Annotated in this window: 15 protein-coding genes and 1 tRNA gene; 9 read left to right on the top strand and 7 right to left on the bottom strand. The window is 66.5% G+C overall.

Annotation, left to right across the window (positions count from 1 at the left end; genetic code table 11):
- Positions 1–18: 18 nt before the first annotated feature.
- A complete protein-coding gene (locus AC1DKV_RS22400; protein WP_441612853.1) occupies positions 19–492 on the bottom strand; it encodes an Lrp/AsnC family transcriptional regulator in 474 nt (157 codons plus the stop codon).
- 203 nt (positions 493–695) lie between these two features.
- Here AC1DKV_RS22400 and phhA point away from each other — a divergent pair, with 203 nt between their 5' ends.
- The 4 genes from phhA (at position 696) to AC1DKV_RS22380 (ending at position 4558) form a co-directional block, all read left to right on the top strand.
- On the top strand, positions 696–1646 hold the full coding sequence (gene phhA, locus AC1DKV_RS22395) for a phenylalanine 4-monooxygenase (protein ID WP_441613048.1): 951 nt from the start codon (positions 696–698) through the stop codon (positions 1644–1646).
- A gap of 175 nt (positions 1647–1821) precedes the next feature.
- Positions 1822–2130: a 4a-hydroxytetrahydrobiopterin dehydratase gene (locus AC1DKV_RS22390; RefSeq protein ID WP_441612852.1), complete on the top strand. Its 309-nt coding sequence runs from the start codon at positions 1822–1824 to the stop codon at positions 2128–2130.
- A gap of 92 nt (positions 2131–2222) precedes the next feature.
- Entirely contained in the window at positions 2223–2927 is a 705-nt protein-coding gene (locus AC1DKV_RS22385; RefSeq protein ID WP_441612851.1) for a response regulator transcription factor, read from the top strand.
- A gap of 26 nt (positions 2928–2953) precedes the next feature.
- Entirely contained in the window at positions 2954–4558 is a 1605-nt protein-coding gene (locus tag AC1DKV_RS22380; protein WP_441612850.1) for a sensor histidine kinase, read from the top strand.
- Positions 4559–4587: 29 nt separating this feature from the next.
- Here the strand turns inward: AC1DKV_RS22380 and AC1DKV_RS22375 are convergent, their stop codons facing one another.
- Positions 4588–5190, bottom strand: coding sequence for an SET domain-containing protein (locus AC1DKV_RS22375; RefSeq protein ID WP_441612849.1), 603 nt, complete (start codon positions 5188–5190; stop codon positions 4588–4590).
- A gap of 1351 nt (positions 5191–6541) precedes the next feature.
- Here AC1DKV_RS22375 and AC1DKV_RS22370 point away from each other — a divergent pair.
- The 4 genes from AC1DKV_RS22370 (at position 6542) to AC1DKV_RS22355 (ending at position 10017) form a co-directional block, all read left to right on the top strand.
- Positions 6542–6820, top strand: a complete 279-nt coding sequence (locus AC1DKV_RS22370; RefSeq protein WP_017227089.1) for an HU family DNA-binding protein — start codon at positions 6542–6544, stop codon at positions 6818–6820.
- Between the two features lie 249 nt (positions 6821–7069).
- Entirely contained in the window at positions 7070–8062 is a 993-nt protein-coding gene (locus tag AC1DKV_RS22365) for a DUF2272 domain-containing protein (protein WP_441612848.1), read from the top strand.
- 107 nt (positions 8063–8169) lie between these two features.
- Complete coding sequence (locus AC1DKV_RS22360; RefSeq protein WP_441613047.1) at positions 8170–8967, top strand: class II aldolase/adducin family protein; 798 nt, start codon at positions 8170–8172, stop codon at positions 8965–8967.
- A gap of 57 nt (positions 8968–9024) precedes the next feature.
- A complete protein-coding gene (locus AC1DKV_RS22355) occupies positions 9025–10017 on the top strand; it encodes a 2-dehydropantoate 2-reductase (protein WP_441612847.1) in 993 nt (330 codons plus the stop codon).
- 228 nt (positions 10018–10245) lie between these two features.
- Here the strand turns inward: AC1DKV_RS22355 and rarD are convergent, their stop codons facing one another.
- Positions 10246–11136, bottom strand: coding sequence for an EamA family transporter RarD (rarD, locus tag AC1DKV_RS22350; RefSeq protein WP_441612846.1), 891 nt, complete (start codon positions 11134–11136; stop codon positions 10246–10248).
- Positions 11137–11251: 115 nt separating this feature from the next.
- On the bottom strand, positions 11252–12385 hold the full coding sequence (locus AC1DKV_RS22345; RefSeq protein ID WP_441612845.1) for a TRAP transporter substrate-binding protein: 1134 nt from the start codon (positions 12383–12385) through the stop codon (positions 11252–11254).
- Between the two features lie 480 nt (positions 12386–12865).
- Here AC1DKV_RS22345 and AC1DKV_RS22340 point away from each other — a divergent pair, with 480 nt between their 5' ends.
- Positions 12866–14629 carry a carbohydrate porin gene (locus AC1DKV_RS22340; protein ID WP_441612844.1) on the top strand — a complete coding sequence of 588 codons (1764 nt, stop codon included), beginning with the start codon at positions 12866–12868 and terminating at the stop codon, positions 14627–14629.
- Here the strand turns inward: AC1DKV_RS22340 and AC1DKV_RS22335 are convergent.
- From AC1DKV_RS22335 to AC1DKV_RS22325, 3 genes are all read right to left on the bottom strand, one after another.
- Complete coding sequence (locus AC1DKV_RS22335) at positions 14613–15422, bottom strand: aquaporin (RefSeq protein WP_441612843.1); 810 nt, start codon at positions 15420–15422, stop codon at positions 14613–14615. The two genes, AC1DKV_RS22340 and AC1DKV_RS22335, sit on opposite strands and share 17 nt — an antisense overlap.
- 706 nt (positions 15423–16128) lie before the next feature.
- Positions 16129–16204, bottom strand: a tRNA-Phe gene (locus tag AC1DKV_RS22330).
- 59 nt (positions 16205–16263) lie between these two features.
- Positions 16264–16968, bottom strand: coding sequence for a response regulator (locus AC1DKV_RS22325; RefSeq protein WP_441612842.1), 705 nt, complete (start codon positions 16966–16968; stop codon positions 16264–16266).
- Between the last annotated feature and the right edge of the window lie 38 nt (positions 16969–17006).

Here is a 17006-nt window from a genome sequence, read left to right as displayed (position 1 = left end):
GCGCGACAGCGCGCCGCGCTAGCGCAGGTGCGACAGCGGCAGCGGCCCGTCGCGCTTGAGCGCGGTCAGCACGATGTTGGAGCGCACGCTCTCCACGCCCGGCACGCGCATGAGCTTCTTCATGGTGAATTCGGCCAGCGTGGGCAGGTCCGGCACCATGATGCGCAGCAGGTAGTCCGCCTCGCCCGCCACCGAGTAACACTCCTGCACTTCCTCGAGCAACAGGATGTCTTCGCGGAAGCGCTCGATGATGGTGTCGCCGTGATGCGCCAGCTTGACGCTGGTGAAGACCTGCACGCCAAGCCCGAGCAGCGGCGGCGACAGCACTACGCGGTAGCCGGTGATGACGCCGTCGGCTTCCAGCCGCGCCAGGCGCCGCCCGATCTGGCTGGGCGACAGGTGGATGCGTTCGGCGAGTTGCTGGTGGGTGGAGCGGCCGTCGGTCTGCAGGGCCGCCAGCAGTGCCAGGTCGAAGGGGTCTAGATTGAGCATGATGGGTTCGCCCGGGAAGCGTGACTTGTCATGAGCGGCGCGGGGCAGACGGGGCTGGCAATGCACACGCGCATATTTCCCGCAAACAATACCAAAATTCTGCGTGTTCCGCGCGCCATCAGACGAAAACAGGCCCATTTTGCGGACCATCTGCGGCATCTCCTGGCTAAACTGTGCGGCAAATCTGCAGGAGATACGACATGATGGAAGCCACCGCAAGCCGCCAGCCACGCGATAGCCAGTCCGACGCGCAACCCGGCTTTGCCGGCACGCTGACCGACAAGCTCAGGGAGCAGTTCGACGCCGGCCTGCTGTCGGGCCAGACGCTGCGCGACGATTTCACCATCGAGCAGCCGCTGGAGCGCTATACCGACACGGACCACGCGGTATGGCGCAAGCTGTACGAGCGCCAGGCCTCGATGCTGCGCGGGCGCGTCTGCGACGAATTCCTGCAGGGCCTGTCCACGCTGGGCATGGAACGCGACCGCGTGCCCAGCTTCGCGCAGCTCAATGAAACCCTGATGCGCGCCACCGGCTGGCAGGTCGTGGCCGTGCCCGGCCTGGTGCCCGACGCGGTGTTCTTCGAGCACCTGGCCAACCGCCGCTTTCCGGCCAGCTGGTGGATGCGCAAGCCAGAACAGCTCGACTACCTGCAGGAGCCGGACTGCTTCCACGATGTGTTCGGCCACGTGCCGCTGCTGATCAACCCGGTCTTCGCCAATTACATGGAGGCCTACGGCAAGGGCGGTCTCAAGGCCGCGTCGCTCGACGCGCTGGACATGCTGGCCCGGCTGTACTGGTACACGGTGGAATTCGGCCTGATCCGCACGCCGGCCGGGCTGCGCATCTACGGCGCGGGCATCCTGTCGAGCCAGGGCGAATCGATCTACAGCCTGGATTCGGCCAGCCCCAACCGCGTCGGCTTCGATGTGCGCCGCATCATGCGCACGCGCTACCGCATCGACACCTTCCAGAAGACCTATTTCGTGATCGACAGCTTCGAACAGCTGTTCGACGCCACGCGGCCGGACTTCGCGCCGCTCTACGAATCCCTGCGCGCGCTGCCGACGCTTGGCGCCGGCGACGTGGTCCCCGGCGACCTCGTGCTCAACCGCGGCACCCGCGAAGGCTGGGCCGACAGCGACGACGTCTGAGCGCGCGGCGCTTGTTGCGCTCCCTGCGTTTTCACCGGCGCGCGCCCGCCCGGACACTTTGTGGAACAATGGCTGCATGCCCGCCGCGCCGCCCGCCGCAACCAGGCCGGACAGCGCGGCGGGCGGGCCGGTATTCCGCTCAGCTTCTTTTCCTCCATACCATCTAGCCCCCATCATGTCCCTCGTGCCCCTCACCCAGGAACAACGCGCACCGCTGCTTGCCAGCCTGCCCGGCTGGCAAGCCGTCGAGGACCGCGACGCGATCCACAAGCGTTTCACCTTTGCCGATTTCAACGCCGCCTTCGCCTTCATGACGCGCGTCGCGCTGGCCGCGGAAAAGGCAGACCATCACCCCGAATGGTTCAACGTCTACAACCGCGTCGATATCACGCTGTCGACCCATGATGCCAATGGCCTGACCCAGCGCGACATCGACCTGGCCGGATTCATCGAGCGCGCGGCGGCCTCGCTGGGCAAGAAATGAGGGGCGGACTGTAGGGAAACCGAAAGGTCGGTGTCGGTCGCCGCCTGTACAATTGGCGGCTCCTGCTTCTCTCCCGGACCCTCCCTGCAGCCATGCGTATCCTTCTGATCGAGGACGATCGCCAGATCGCCAGTGGCGTCGAAGCCGGCCTGTCCCAGGCCGGCCATCAGGTGCGCGTGGTGCACGATGGCGTCTACGCCACCGAGCACCTGCTGCGCGAACAGCACGACCTGGTCATCCTCGACCTCGGACTGCCCGGCATCGACGGCATGACGCTGCTGGCGCGCTACCGCGCCCGCAACCGCACCACGCCGGTCATCATCCTCACTGCGCGCGACGAACTCGAAGACAAGCTCTCCGGGCTGAACGCGGGCGCCGACGATTACCTAGTCAAGCCCTTCGCGCTGCCTGAGCTGGAAGCGCGCGTGCGCGTGCTGCTGCGGCGCAGCCAGCACGGCGAGGCCGCTCCCGAGCGCGACGTGCGCCTGGGCCGGCTGCGCCTGTCGGGCAATGACCGCCGCATGTTCATCGACGGCAAGCCGCTGGAACTGTCGCCGCGCGAGTTCGCCGTGCTGGAGTTGCTGCTGCAGCGGCAGGGCCGTGTGGTCAGCAAGGCACAGCTGCAGGACCACCTTGCCACGTTCGCGCATCCGGCCGGCGAAGGCGGCGACACTGTCGGCGACACCGCCATCGAAGTCTATGTGCACCGCGTGCGCAAGAAGCTGGAGGAAAGCGACGTGGAGATCGTCACCGTGCGCGGCTTCGGCTACCTGCTGCAGATCCGCGCCAGCGCCTGACGCTGCGCAGCGCGAGCAAGCCCGCCATGTGGCCGCGTCCACGCCCCCCCAAGCCGCCGCAGGCCACCGGCGCTGCCACCAAAGCCACAGAGCGCGCTCCCGGCCCGGCCGCGCGCGCCGCGTCCACGCAAAGCCTGCGCGTGCACCTGCTGCGCGCGCTGGCCACGCCGCTGTTCGCGCTGGTGCTGACCAGCGGCTCGCTGTCCTACTGGCTGGCGGCCCACTACACCACGCAGGTGTTCGACCGCGCGCTGTACGGGGTGGCCAACAATATCGCCCAGCAGATCCGGATTGCCGGCCCGCGGCTCGAGCAGGACATCCCCATGATCGCGCAGACGCTGGTCGAGGCCGAAGGCACTGATCGCATCTACTGGCGCATCCATGGTCCCGATGGCCTGATCGGCGGCATGGACACCTGGCTGGGCTACGGCACCGGCCAGACCTCGCTGCACGATGCGCGCCTGTTCTATGCGTGGTTCAGCGGGCGCCAGGTGCGTGCGGTGCGCCTGCCGGTCAACCTGCCCAGCCCGGCATCGGACGAGCTGGCCACCAGCGAGGCCGGGCGCGTGCCGCGCGGACCGGTGGTGGTGGAAGTGGCCGAACTGCTGGACCGGCGCGAGACCGCCGCCAACGAGATCCTGCTCTCGGTGTCGGTGCCGCTGATCCTGCTGCTGGTGGTGGGCAGCCTGATCCTCTCGCACGTGCTCAAGGAAGAGCTGGTGCCGCTGCAGATCCTGACCGACAAGCTCAACCGGCAGACCGCGCGGTCGCTGGCGCCGCTCGATGAAACCCAGGTGCCGGCCGAAGTGGAGCCGCTGATCCGCGCGCTCAATGCGCTGCTGGCCAGGCTGCGTGATGCGCTGGACGCGCAGCGCAAGTTCATCGCCGACGCCGCGCACCAGTTGCGCACGCCGCTCACGGCGGTCAAGCTGCACGCCGACCGCGCCGTGCAATCGGACGATCCGGAGGTAACCGGCCACGCGCTGCGCGAGCTGCAGGCGGCGGCCGACCGCGCCGTGCGGTTGTCGAACCAGCTGCTCTCGCTGGCGCGCGCGGAGCCGGGGCTGTCGCTGGAGCGGCTCGGGCCGATCGAGCATTTCGACCTGGCCTCGCTCGCCTTCGAGACCGGCGCCGAGTGGGTGCCGCAGGCGCTCTCGCGCCAGATCGACCTGGGCTTCGAGACCCTGCCCGGCCCCACCTTCACCGGCGCGGCGCCATCCACGGTGCGCGGCAACCGCCTCCTGATGCGCGAAGCGCTCAGCAACCTGATCGACAATGCCGTCAAGTACGTGCCGTCGGGCGGGCGCATCACCGTGCGCGCCGGCGGCGAGGCACTAGGCCATCGCGGCATGGCGGTGGTGATGGTGGAAGACAACGGCCCCGGCATCGCCCTGGCACGCCGCGAGGAAGTCTTCAAGCGCTTCTTCCGCGGCGACCACACGCCCGAGGGCAACGCGCCGGCGCAAGCGCCCGGCGGTGCCGGCCTGGGCCTGGCCATCGTGCACGAGATCATCGGCTTGCATCACGGCACCATCCGCATCGAGGATGTGCCGCCCGCCACCCCCGGCGCCGAGACGCGCGGAATGCGGTTCGTCATCCGCATTCCGTGCGAGGCGGCCGGCACCGCATGAGGCTGCCGTGCCCTGCCCGGCCCTGAGGCCTAGCGCTTCTTCTTTTCCTTCGGCGCCAGCATGGTGCCGCGGCATTGCGGGCTGCCGCAGCGGCACTCGAATTCCTTCTTGAGCTTCTTGGTGTAGCGCGCGTCGATCACCAGGCCGTAGTCATAGAACAACTCTTCGCCGGCGGCGATGTCGCGCAGCGCGTGGACGAACACGCGGCCCTTCTTCTCGCGCGCCTCGCAGTTGGGCTCGCAGGCATGGTTGATCCAGCGCGCGCGGTTACCGCCGAACTTGGCGTCGATCACGTCGCCGTCTTCCAGGCTGAAATAGAAGGTGTGGTTGGGATCGTCCGGATCGTGCGGATGGCGCTCGAGCGCTTCCTTCCACGAAATATGCTCGCCCTTGTACTCGATGACGCGTTCGCCCTCGGCGATCGGCGCAATCGCATAGACGCCCTTGCCGTGCACGCCTGAGCGGCGCACTTCGACGCGGTCGGAAGCGGTCTTGCGCTTGCCGGCCTTTGCCTTCTTCTTGCCTTGCCCGGCTTCCTTCCCGGCTGCCGCCGCGTCAGCCGTTCCTTCCGTACCCTGCCTTGCGTCCCCGCTTTGCAGCTCCGCACCGCTCCGCTTCACCTGTTCCACCATTTGCCATCCCAAAGTGATCCGCCGGCCTGCCACCCCACGTGGCTGCGCGCTGGCGATGATACCTGCGCCCCATGGCGGCGGCATCCCCTTCCACGGCAAATGTCGGTATACGGCAGCGCCATGCGACACCGCCGTATACCCGGGTCGGCCAGGTATACGGAATGGCGTCAGGCCAAGGCTGACGTATACGTCAGCCCGACCCGCGCCTGCGCACGGGGAAACCACCGCGCCGCCGACGACGTAAACGGGCGCCCAAGGTCAACAAGGCATGTGGATAAGCCCGCAAAAATCTGTGGATAAGAACGCGTGATTCATGTGGGCTGCCTGGGGTTGAGATGGGGACGCATCAGGCATAAGTCGGAGGCTTGCGTTTACCGCCTCGGCCGGAAGGCGGAGTCATCCACGCCGGCCAACATGGCGTTCCAGCACTTCTACTTTCTGTAAACCGTTGATTTACATGACGTTAACGGTGTTATCCACAGAAAGGCGCGACGTTTACCTACTACTACTATCTGTATACATGAAAGAAAGATGTAAACAGAAAGGACTGCGTCCGGCCGCCGGGAACAGACAGGGCTGGCAGGAAAACCAAATGAACCGGAAGCCGCTTTTCACATGGCTTCTTTTTTGAGCAGCCTGTGATTGACGGCTGCGGCGTATACGCTCGCGATGTATACGCCGCCAACAAAGGGCCGAGCCCGGGACGCTGGCGCCACGTATACGCACCCGAAGATGGCCGGGGATACGCAGGTGCAGGTGCAGCCGCAGGGCGGCACCCAAGGCTGGCATTCGCGGCGCGAATATGACTGTTTTCACCATGCACGATAGTGCAGGCCGCCCCGCCGGGTCGCCGGCCATCGCGGTTTCGGCGCCCCGCCGGCAGAACGGTGCGATCGGCATCCTTTCCCTAGCCAGACGGAGTCCGGCCGGCCAGGCCGCCCTTGCAGCGCGCCAGGCACGCTATGCGGGTCCCAGGCGCTCCGGAGAGGCCTGGGCGGGCCTGGGGGCCGTATACGCGTCTCGATGGTGATGGGGGGCGCCTGAGGGGCTCTGCGAGCGTTCAGGAGGCCCCTGACGCCGTTTTTTCCTTCCGTATGCCCTGCGGGACGCCTCGCAGCCGTGCTTCGCCTGGGGCGTTCTCCCGGTCCGTCGTGGTCATTCCGGAGCCCGGCCGTTGCCTTCAAAGCCCCAGCCGGCGCGGCCTGGCGCGGGATACGCTGTAACAATCTGTTCCCGGTCAGCCTTGCCCGACACGGTATGATGTGGCCCGCGGCGCCTTTGCCAGGGCCGGCGCCCAGCGTGCCGGTCCGGTCGGGCGTCCCTGTTTTATCAACTCGAGACGGAGTGAAGCATGACGAAAACCGAACTGATCGACGCCATCGCGGCCGGCGTGGACGGCCTGACCAAGGCCAAGGCTGAACAAGCGTTGAATGTGACGCTGGGCGCCATCATGGACGCCGTCGCCAAGGGCGACACGCTGAGCCTGATCGGCTTTGGCACCTTCAGCCAGGGTGAACGCGGCGAACGCATGGCGCGCAACCCGCGCACCGGCGAAGAAATCAAGGTCGAAGCCGCCAAGACTGTCAAGTTCAAGGCCGGCCAGAAGTTCAAGGATGCTGTGAACCAGTGAGCATCAATGTCCCGCAGGCAGCCCTCGTGCCGGCCTCGCAGGAACAACCCCGCCGTGTCGCCGCCAGCTGCCGCCTGGCGCGGGCGAGCGCCAGGCGGGGGGCGTTATCCACAATATCGGCGCACTGGTTATCCTGACGCTTCGCGGTATACGCCGCACCCTTCCTCCAGCCCGGTAAGATGGTGTCCTATCGGCGCCTTCCCTCAATAAATACAAGGGCCTAGGGCGTCCTGCCGTGTAGGGACCCGCATGGAACCCAGATCGCCGCCAGGCAGATTTCCACAGTTTTATTCACAGCGTTTCCCACAAAATTTTCCACAGGCGCGCCGGCTTGGACTGAGCGTGCTGGTGACACTCGCGCTGCTCGGCGGTTGCACCACGCCATCGCAGCCGGCCCGCCCGCAGGCGGTGCCGTTGCCCGACACCGAACGGCCGTCTACCACGCCCGGCGCCAGCCAGCGCCAGCGCATCGTCGAGATCGCCTGGCAGGAGTGGCAGCGCTGGGGTGGCCAGACCGTGCGGCTGGGCCGCGACGACACATCCTGCGTGGCCGACAGCCCTCTTCCGGCGCCGGTAGTGCCCGGCATGCCCGCCCCGCCGGCAGACGCAGCGGCGGGTACGGATGCCCCCGACATGGCGAGCCGTTCGGCCGACCGTGAGGATGACCGCGACGAAGACGACAGCGGCGGGCCGAGCTGCCTGCGTTTTCCCGACGGCACCGGCATGGAGGCCACCGCGCAGGGCTGCAAGCTGGCGCAGCGCTACTGGGGCATCGTCGGCAAGGCGGTCACGTGCCGGCAGATCACGCAGGGAAGCTGGGCCTGGTCGGCGGTCTTCATCTCGTGGGTGATGCGCAAGGCGGGCCTGGACGAGCGCCAGTTCCTCACCGGCGATTCGCATTCGATGTACGTGGTGGATGCGCGCGACGGCATCCTGCCCGCGCCGGCCTTCCGCATCGAACCGGTGCCCGCCATGCCCCGGCCGGGCGATGTGATCTGCGCAGGACGCGGAGCCGACAAATACCTGGCCAGTGCCGCGGATATCGGCTTCGGCACCACGCCGATGCATTGCGATATCGTCGTGGAGGTAGATCCGGCCGCGCGCCTGGTCAAGGCCATCGGCGGCAACGTGCAGCAATCGGTTTCGATGGAGCTGATCGAGCTGGGCGACTCCGGCATGATCGACAGCGCCACCAATTCGCACATGCCGTGGGTGCTGATCATGCGCAATACCCTGCCGTAAGCCCTGCTTGACCGGCCCCGCAAAATCATTAACATGGTAATTAATCGGGCCGGCAACCAGGGTGCCGCGACCCGACCCCACCCTGGCAGTACCGGGCAAGCGCGCGCATCGACGCCGCACGACACGCAGAGGAGACCTGCATGGCTGTCGCCAACATTCATCCCATGGAATGGGAGGCCCGCGTCAAGCTGGCCGCCTGCTACCGCATCTTCGACCGGCTCGGCTGGACCGAATTGATCTACAACCACATCACGCTGCGCCTGCCGCCCGAGGCGGGCGGCGATCCGGCCAGGCCGCATTTCCTGATCAATCCCTTCGGGCTGCGCTATGCGGAGGTGACTGCCTCCAACCTGGTCAAGATCGGCCTGGACGGCCAGGTGGTCGGCGAGAGCGCGTGGCCGGTCAATCCGGCGGGCTTTACCGTGCACGCGGCCATCCACGCCGGCATCGAGGGTGCGCATTGCGTGATGCACACCCACACCACGGCCGGCATGGCAGTGGCCTGCTCGGCGCAGGGCCTGTCGATGAGCAACTTCTACGCCGCCCAGCTGTTCGGCAAGGTCGCCTACCATCCCTTTGAAGGCATCACCGTGCATGAGGACGAAGGGCCGCGCCTGGTGCGCAATATCGGTGACAGGCCGGCCGTGATCCTGCGCAACCACGGGCTGCTGGCGTGGGGCGACAGCATCGCACGTACCTTCTCCACGCTATGGCTGCTCAACCGCGCCTGCGAGATCCAGATGGCCACGCTGGCCATGGGCGATGCGCTGGCGGTGCCGGAGGAGATCCAGCGCAAGTGCACGCGCGATTCGCTCCAGTTCAATCCCGCGTTCGGCGCCGGCGAGGATGTTTTCGCCGCGCTGACGCGGGAAATCGACCGTATCGATGTGTCTTATCAATCTTAGTTTGCGTTCATTCTTCCCGAGAATGATTCTGGCAATCACCAGAGAGGCAACACAGCCATGACTTCCATCTGCATCGTCGGCGCCGGCGCCGTTGGCGGCTTTATCGGCGCCAGGCTGGCCCGCTCCGGCCAGCCCATTCATGTGCTGGCGCGCGGCCAGACGCTGGCCACATTGCGCGAACGGGGCCTGACGCTGATCGAGGGCGAGCGCACGGATACTTTCCGCGTGCGCGCCGAGGGCGATTCCGCAGCACTCGGTACGCAGGATGTGGTCATCCTGGCGGTCAAGGCACCCGCGCTGCCAGCGCTGGCCCAGACCATCGGGCCGCTGATCGGCCCGGGCACGGTGGTGGTGACGGCGATGAACGGCGTGCCGTGGTGGTTCTTCGAGCGGCCGGGCCAGTTCTCGGGCTTGTCCCTGCATGCGGTGGACCCGGGCGGCGTCATCGCGCGCGCCATCCCGGCGGCGCAGGTGATCGGCTGCGTGGTGCACCTCACTGCGTCCTCGCCGGCGCCGGCCACGGTCCGCCATGGTTTTGGCGCGCGGCTGATCCTCGGTGCCGCGGGCGGCGCAACCAGCCCGGCCGGCGCGCGGCTGGAGATGCTCGCGGACGTGCTCATGCGCGGCGGCCTGGAAGTGGAGCGTAGCGCCGCCATCCAGCAGGACATCTGGTTCAAGCTGTGGGGCAATATGACGATGAACCCGGTGTCCGTGCTGACCGGGGCCACGTGCGACCGCATTCTCGACGATCCGCTGGTCAATCGATTTTGCCTGGCCGTGATGGAGGAAGCCGGCCGCGTGGGCGCCGCCATCGGCTGTCCGATCGCCCAGAGCGGGGAAGAGCGCAGCCAGGTCACGCGCAAGCTGGGCGCCTTCAAGACGTCGATGCTGCAGGATGCCGAGGCCGGGCGTCCGCTGGAGATCGACGCGCTGGTGGCCTCCGTGTGCGAGATTGCCGGGCATGTCGGCATCGCCACGCCGAATATCGATGCGCTGCTTGGCCTGGTGCGGCTCCATGCGCAGGTCAAGGGGCTCTATCCGGCGGGGTAGGGTTGCATGTCATTCCCACCAAGAATGACATGATTGAATAGACGAGCTGCTTGATAAATGCGGCGAATGAAATGGGCAGTGAATCGAACTGGATACGGCCTTTCGCCTCATCGACCTATCGCGGAATACGCCAAAAGCATCGCCGCGACAAATAATTGATCAATTCTGATCGCCTGATTCATTGATAGCGCGAATCATTGCCGGGGCGCGCAGAACGCGCCCTGCCCTTCAGCTTCCCGCCACGGCGGCAACCCGGCGCCTGCCCGCGAGGATGCCCTCCACCGCATAGACCGCCAGCGAGATCCAGATCAGCGCATAGCCGGCCTGCTTGCTGGCCGGGAACGGCTCGTGCCACAACCACACTCCCAGCAACAGTTGCAGCGTCGGGCCGGTGTATTGCAGCAGCCCGAGCAGGGAAAGCGGGATGCGCCGGGCGCCGGCGGCGAACAGCAGCAGCGGCACCGCGGTCACCGGGCCGGCCAGCAGCGCCAGCAGTTGCACGCCGCCCGCGGCATGGCTGAAGCCGGCCTGCCCGCTGACAAACAGGTAGGCCAGCGAGGTGGCCGCCAGCGGGAACAGCAACAGTGTCTCGAGCGAGAGGCCTTCGAGCGCGCCCAGCGTCGCGGTCTTGCGCAGCAGCCCGTAGCCGCCGAAGGTGCCGGCAAGCGCCAGGGCGATCCAGGGCAGCTGCCCGGCGGCCACGGTCAGCCACAGCACGCCGGCCGCCGCGATGGCGATCGAGAGCCACTGGACGGGCCGCAGCCGCTCGTGCAGGAACAGCACGCCCAGCAGCACATTGAACAGCGGATTGATGAAGTAGCCCAGGCTGGCGTCAACCACCCGCCCGTTGGAGACCGACCAGATGTAGAGGAACCAGTTGCCGCTCAGTAGCAGCGCGCTGGCCACGAAGCCGGCCAGCAGGCGCGGGTTTGACCACACGCCGCGCAGCCAGCCCCAATGGCGGCGCCAGGCCAGCACCAGGCCCAGGAAGACCAGCGACCACACCATCCGGTGCAGCAGGATCTCCATCGGCGCGATGCCGTGCAGGGATTTGATATAGAGCGGCAGCAGGCCCCAGATGATGTAGGCCAGCAGCGCGTAGAGAATGCCGATTTGCATGAGAAGTCCCAAAGAATCGGGCGATTCTACCGGCGTAAAAAAGCCCGCGCTGGGCACGGGCTTGCAGGCGGCTGGCAAGGGTGCGGGCCGAGGCCCGCCTCCCTCGTGCGCATGCCTAGAGTTTGCGCGCGAAGCTGAACTGCGAAAACGCCTGCTCGGCCACGTTGAACCATGCGGCCTCGTTGTTGCGGAACACGCGCCAGTCGTCGTAGATCTTCTTGAACGACGGGTTCTTGGCGGTCTCTTCGGCGTAGGCTTCCTGGGTAGCCTTGAAGCAGGCTTCCATGATTTCCTTGGAGAACGGGCGCAGCTTGACGCCGTTTTCCAGCAGGCGGGCCAGGGCTTGCGGATTGACCGCGTCGTACTTGGCCATCATGGTGGTGTGGGCCTCGATGGTGGCCGTTTCCAGCGCGCGCTTGTACAGCGACGGCAGCTTCTCGTATTCGGTGGCCGAGGCGTAGAACGACAGCTGCGCGCTGCCTTCCCACCAGCCCGGGTAGTAGTAGTACGGGGCCACCTTGTAGAAGCCGAGCTTCTCGTCGTCATAGGGGCCAACCCACTCGGCCGCGTCGATGGTGCCCTTTTCCAGCGCCGGGTAGATATCGCCGCCGGCGATCTGCTGCGGCACCACGCCCAGGCGCGACAGCACCACGCCGGCAAAACCGGCGATGCGGTACTTCAGGCCCTGCAGGTCCGCCACGGTCTTGATTTCCTTGCGGAACCAGCCGCCCATCTGGGCATTGGTGTTGCCGCCCAGGAAGTTGATGACGTTGTATTCCTTGAAGAACTCGCGCATCAGCTTCATGCCGTTGCCCTGCAGCATCCAGGCGTTCTGCTGGCGTGCGGTCAGGCCGAACGGGATGGTGGTGTCGAAGCACAGCGTCGGGTTCTTGCCGAAGTAGTAGTAGCCGGCCGTGTGGCCGATCTGCACCGTGTTGTTCTGCACGGCATCCAGCACCTGCAGGCCCGGCACGATCTCGCCCGCGGCGAAGACCTTGATGTTGAACTTGCCGTCGGTCAGTTCCTTGACCCGGGCGGACAGCAATTCAGCACCGCTAAAGATGGTGTCGAGTGATTTCGGGAAGCTCGAAGCCAGGCGCCATTCCACGGCCGGATTGCTGCCCACCACGGCCGGTGCACCGGCAACGGCGGCGGCCGGCGCCGCGGGTTTTTCTTCCTTGCCGCAAGCGGCCAGCGCGCCGGTGGCCGCCACGGCCGATGCCTTCAACAGAAAGGAACGACGTTCCATTACTTCTCCTCTTTATCGATTTTGTAGTGCGGCAGCAGGACCGGGACAGCCCGCGTCTTGCGCGAACCTCCGCCCCCGTACCGAGACGCGCATGGAGCCGGGATACGGCTGCGGCGCAACAATGAGCCTGTTACGGAGACTTGCCATGGCAATGACGTATGCTGGCATGCCTTCGTAACAGGCTCGAGAGGCCGGCCCGTACCCGTCGGGCTAGCCCGCTGATTATAGCGGTGGCCCTTTCGCCACGGGGGGCCGGGAAAGTCCGGGTTTTCGCTAGGAGCGAGCCGCGGGAGAACACGACATGCGGAGTGGTGGACAGCATTTGCCATGCTGCGGCCGCACATGATGTCCCAGGTGCTTTCCGGTAGCCCTGACCCCGTTTTTCGTATGGTGAGAAGGCCGCTTCGCCGCGGATTTTGTAACCCCGCTTGCTGTCCAATTGCTCGACTGTTAAAAAATCACGCCTTGCCCGTATCGCCTATGTTGTTCGCCTCGCCTGTCCCCCGCTTCCCGCCGGATCGTCTCCCGCGCTGCCTCGTGCTGGCCATCCTGGCCACCTGGGGTTTGAATGCGTGCGCGCAGACGCCTGCCGGCGCGGATGTGACGCCGCCGGCGGTGCAGGCGACGCCGCACGGCGTTGCGAAGCAGTCGCTGGCAATGATTCCAGCGGCGGCGGAAAGTGATCCGCTGGCAGCACTGATCGCGGGCGCGCAAGACCCGGCGCCTGCCGCCGCACCTGCTGCACCGGCCGCACCGGCCGCACCGGCCACACCGGCCACACCGGCCACACCGGCCACATCCGCCCCACCTCCCGGCGCGGAGCCTCAAACAGCAGCCGGCGCTGCCGCATCCGGGGCAGTGGCCCCGCCGCCGCCCGCGCCCGCCAGCTGGGTCAATGCCGGCTTGTCTGACGATGGCACCGAACTCGCCGGGCCGCCCGATCCCGAATTCCCGCTGCAGCCCTACATAGCCCCGCCGCCGCCGGTGGTGCTGTTCCCCAAGCGCCTTGGCCAGTTCGTGGCGGAAACACCACCCAGGCTGCCGGACGGCGACGCCCCCGAAGCGCCCGCCGCGGAAGGTTTCTCCCTGGCCTCCCGATTGCCGGCCGACGATCCCGCCGGCGACCAGGTCTGGCGCCTGGGCTACAGCGGCCGCGCCGCCTACGATGACCGCACGACCACCACGCGCGCCTGCGCGGGCGGCGGCACGCCGTCCGCCGGCATCGGCGGGCTGGCCTGCCGCAGCACCGGCGAGGTCAAGGTGAAGGAATCGCTGTTCTCGCTCGATGGCGGCGCGCAGGTGCAGCTGGTGGCGCAGGCCAAGGGCACGGATGCCACCTCGGTCAATGGCCGCCCCGCCGCGGTCGACCCGTATGCGCTGCTGCCGCAGTTCTACACGGCGGTCAGCGGCCTTTCCGTGCTCGACGGCGCCACCATGTGGGCCGGCCGGCGCGAGGATTCGTCCTTCCTGATGTCGTCGGGGCTGCTGCCGCCCACTTCGCCGGCCATGCGTTTCGGCGTGGATAACGCGCGCTTCGGCGATATCGCGCTGAACTACCAGTACACCTCGCGCAACGATCTCAATGGTGCCAACCTGCCGAGCTACCATTCGCTGCGCACCGCGCCCATCAACACCAACGAGAAAGGTTCGGTGCAGCTGGGCTATACGCGCGTGGAAGCCGAGCCGCTGATAGCGCAGACCGGCAGCGCATGGTGGGTTTCCGCCATGCATGAACAGAAAGGCGTGCTGGCAGGCACCAACCGCTTCGGCATGCAGTTCGGCGAAGGCAGCCGCAACGCCCTCACCGGCTATACCGGCATGGGGCCGTCGCTGTCGCGCGTGCGCGTGGCGGAATCGATGGAGTGGAAGCGGGCTTCGGGCCTGGGACTGGCCGGCTCGGTGGAATCCAGCATGCAGTTCGACCGCTCGCCGGTGGGCACCCTGCAATGGACTGCCACGCGCGTGCGTCCGGCCTACATCGCCAGCGACCAGTTCAAGCTCACCTTCGAGGTCGCGCACGACCAGATCACCTCTGGCTTCGGCACCAGCGGCCAGCGCACCGCGCTGACGGTGGCGCCGACCTTCACGCTCGGCAAGGCTGCCGGTAACGCCAACCTGCGCGCGTTCTACACCTACAGCCGCGCCAGCGATGTCGACGGCATCGCCTTCACCGCGCCCTCGGACACCTGGGCGACGCAGAACTCCGGCTCGGTCTTCGGCGTACAGCTCAATCGGCGCTGGTAGGCGCCGCCCCGGCGCGCCACCTGGCACCGCGCCCTGCCCCCGGCAGGCTGCGGCGGGGCACGCCCAGCAGCCATTGGAACACCAGCGTGGCCCCCAGCCCGCCGGCCAGTTGCGCCAGCACGAAACCGGGTACATCGATGGCGCGGATACCGGTGAAGGTCGCCGTCAGCGCGCACCCGATGGTCAGTGCCGGATTGGCGAACGAGGTCGATGCCGTGAACCAGTATCCCGCCGTGATGTACGCTGCCACCGCGAACGGCACCACGCCAGGCCGGCTGCGCGCGGTGCCCATCGCCACGCCGATCAGGCCGAAGGTGGCAACGCATTCGCTCCACCACATCGATGCGCCGCTACGGCTTTGCGCCGACCAGGCCAGCATGGGCTCGCCGAACATCGCATGCGCACACATCACGCCGCCAACGGCACCGCCCACCTGCACCAGCGCATAGCGCCATGCATCGCGCGCGGCCAGTTCCCCGCGCAGCATCGCCGACAGGCTCACCACCGGGTTGAAATGCCCGCCCGACACCGGCCCCAGCGCAAGCAGCAGCGCGATCAGCCCGCCACCCGTGGCCAGCGCATTGGCCAGCAGCGCCAACGCGACATTGCCGCTCGCCAGCTGCTGCGCGCGAATGCCCGAGCCCACCACCACCGCTACCAGCAGGGCCGTACCCAATGCCTCCGCCACCAGGCGCCTGGCGAGCGGGACCGCAGGCGTGGGTACGCGCGGACTGCCGTCTTGCGGGCCAAGGGAGCGGACCGGGGCCGCGGTCACATCGTGGGAAGCGTGCATCGGGTTTGCAAAGGAGGGGCGCGGAGGAATCCAGCGCGAATGGCAGAGGGCGCAGTGTTCCGTTTTTCCGCCTGGAGCGTCAATGCATGTCCGGCATCTTATGAATGAACCGGAGGTATCGAATGTAGGAAGGGGTCGGTTTTCCGCAGGTATCGGGAATGCCCGATCTACTCCATGCGACGACGAATTTCGGCGCGCAGGATCAAATTCAAAAGGCGGATTTCAAGGGGAATTGACGCAATGCCGATAATCGCTGACGCGGCGGCACTCGAGCAGGAATTCGCGGCGGAATTCGTGCATGAACATTAGGCGGTGAGGGGCAACAATGCAAGCGCGCATGCGCCGCGCCACAGGATGGCGAGGCGTGCCTGAAGGGGCGTCGGGGACAAGGTGCGATGCAAGCTCGAAGGCGCTGTGCAGGCGCGCGTGATGCCCTCCTGCTCGACAGTGCAATACGTCGTGTTACGTCGCAATACAGTGCAATGCGGTGCAATACGCCGCCTTCGTCGCGACACGCTACGCTACGCCGCGACACGTCGATACGCAATCGTGCGCGCAGGCGCGCTGCGGGAAACGGAAGCCCATATGCAATTGCAAGCGCATGGGCGATATGCGCGGCGAATGCCCTGGGAAGGCACGGGCCATATGCTGGCCCCAATGAAAAAAGCCCAAGACCTTTTCAGATCTTGGGCTTTCTCATTAATGCTGGTGGCCTGGGACGGAATCGAACCGCCGACACAAGGATTTTCAATCCTCTGCTCTACCGACTGAGCTACCGGGCCAAAGAAGCGAAATAATAGCAGTGCTTTTTTGCCCGGTCAAGCACTGCCCGAAAAATAACTTACTGTTCCGCCGGCTCCGGCTTGTTGCGACCCAGTTCCACGCCGAGTTGCTTGAGCTTGCGGTACAGGTGGGTGCGTTCAAGGCCGGTTTTCTCGGCGACGCGGGTCATGCTGCCGTGTTCGCGCACCAGGTGGTACTCGAAATAGGCACGCTCGAACAGGTCGCGTGCTTCGCGCAGGGGCATGTCGAAGGAGAAATGCATCTCGGCTTCGGGCAAGCGTTGCGGGCTGCCGTTGACTGCCTCGGCAGCGGCCTCCGTGGCCACCAATGGTGCGGCTTCGCCGTTACTGGCGGTGGGCAGTGCGGTGCCGGCGCCAGCGCTTGCGCGCGGACGTTCGACGCCGCGTGCGAGCCCCTGCTCGACGGCGGACAGCAGCTTCTGCAGTGCGATCGGCTTCTCGAGGAAGTTGAGCGCACCGATCTTGGTCGCCTCCACCGCGGTATCGATGGTGGCATGGCCCGACATCATGATGACAGGCATGGAAAGCAGGCCCTGCGCCGACCACTCCTTGAGCAGCGTGACGCCGTCGGTATCGGGCATCCAGATGTCAAGCAGCACCAGGTCAGGCGTATTGCCGGCACGGTACTCACGCGCTTTCTGCGCGTTTTCTGCCACTTCGACCACATGGCCTTCGTCGCTGAGGATCTCCGAGAGCAACTCCCGGATACCCATTTCGTCGTCGACTACGAGGATGGTTGCCATACTTCCCCTCTTGACCCCACCGCGGCTCACCGGGTTCG

It is taken from the genome of Cupriavidus sp. 05T41 (assembly GCF_056396525.1).
Note: the sequence above shows the minus strand (reverse complement) of the source record. Positions and strands in the feature narration are given on the sequence as shown.

What these genes read in the sequence shown, in the direction of transcription:
- AC1DKV_RS22355 (WP_441612847.1), top strand. Translation starts at nt 9,025, where the DNA reads ATGACTTCCATCTGCATCGTCGGCGCCGGCGCCGTTGGCGGCTTTATC.
- AC1DKV_RS22335 (WP_441612843.1), bottom strand. Translation starts at nt 15,422, where the DNA reads ATGCACGCTTCCCACGATGTGACCGCGGCCCCGGTCCGCTCCCTTGGC.
- AC1DKV_RS22385 (WP_441612851.1), top strand. Translation starts at nt 2,223, where the DNA reads ATGCGTATCCTTCTGATCGAGGACGATCGCCAGATCGCCAGTGGCGTC.
- AC1DKV_RS22390 (WP_441612852.1), top strand. Translation starts at nt 1,822, where the DNA reads ATGTCCCTCGTGCCCCTCACCCAGGAACAACGCGCACCGCTGCTTGCC.
- AC1DKV_RS22365 (WP_441612848.1), top strand. Translation starts at nt 7,070, where the DNA reads ATGGAACCCAGATCGCCGCCAGGCAGATTTCCACAGTTTTATTCACAG.
- AC1DKV_RS22380 (WP_441612850.1), top strand. Translation starts at nt 2,954, where the DNA reads ATGTGGCCGCGTCCACGCCCCCCCAAGCCGCCGCAGGCCACCGGCGCT.
- AC1DKV_RS22370 (WP_017227089.1), top strand. Translation starts at nt 6,542, where the DNA reads ATGACGAAAACCGAACTGATCGACGCCATCGCGGCCGGCGTGGACGGC.
- phhA (WP_441613048.1), top strand. Translation starts at nt 696, where the DNA reads ATGGAAGCCACCGCAAGCCGCCAGCCACGCGATAGCCAGTCCGACGCG.
- rarD (WP_441612846.1), bottom strand. Translation starts at nt 11,136, where the DNA reads ATGCAAATCGGCATTCTCTACGCGCTGCTGGCCTACATCATCTGGGGC.
- AC1DKV_RS22340 (WP_441612844.1), top strand. Translation starts at nt 12,866, where the DNA reads ATGTTGTTCGCCTCGCCTGTCCCCCGCTTCCCGCCGGATCGTCTCCCG.
- AC1DKV_RS22325 (WP_441612842.1), bottom strand. Translation starts at nt 16,968, where the DNA reads ATGGCAACCATCCTCGTAGTCGACGACGAAATGGGTATCCGGGAGTTG.
- AC1DKV_RS22345 (WP_441612845.1), bottom strand. Translation starts at nt 12,385, where the DNA reads ATGGAACGTCGTTCCTTTCTGTTGAAGGCATCGGCCGTGGCGGCCACC.
- AC1DKV_RS22400 (WP_441612853.1), bottom strand. Translation starts at nt 492, where the DNA reads ATGCTCAATCTAGACCCCTTCGACCTGGCACTGCTGGCGGCCCTGCAG.
- AC1DKV_RS22375 (WP_441612849.1), bottom strand. Translation starts at nt 5,190, where the DNA reads ATGGTGGAACAGGTGAAGCGGAGCGGTGCGGAGCTGCAAAGCGGGGAC.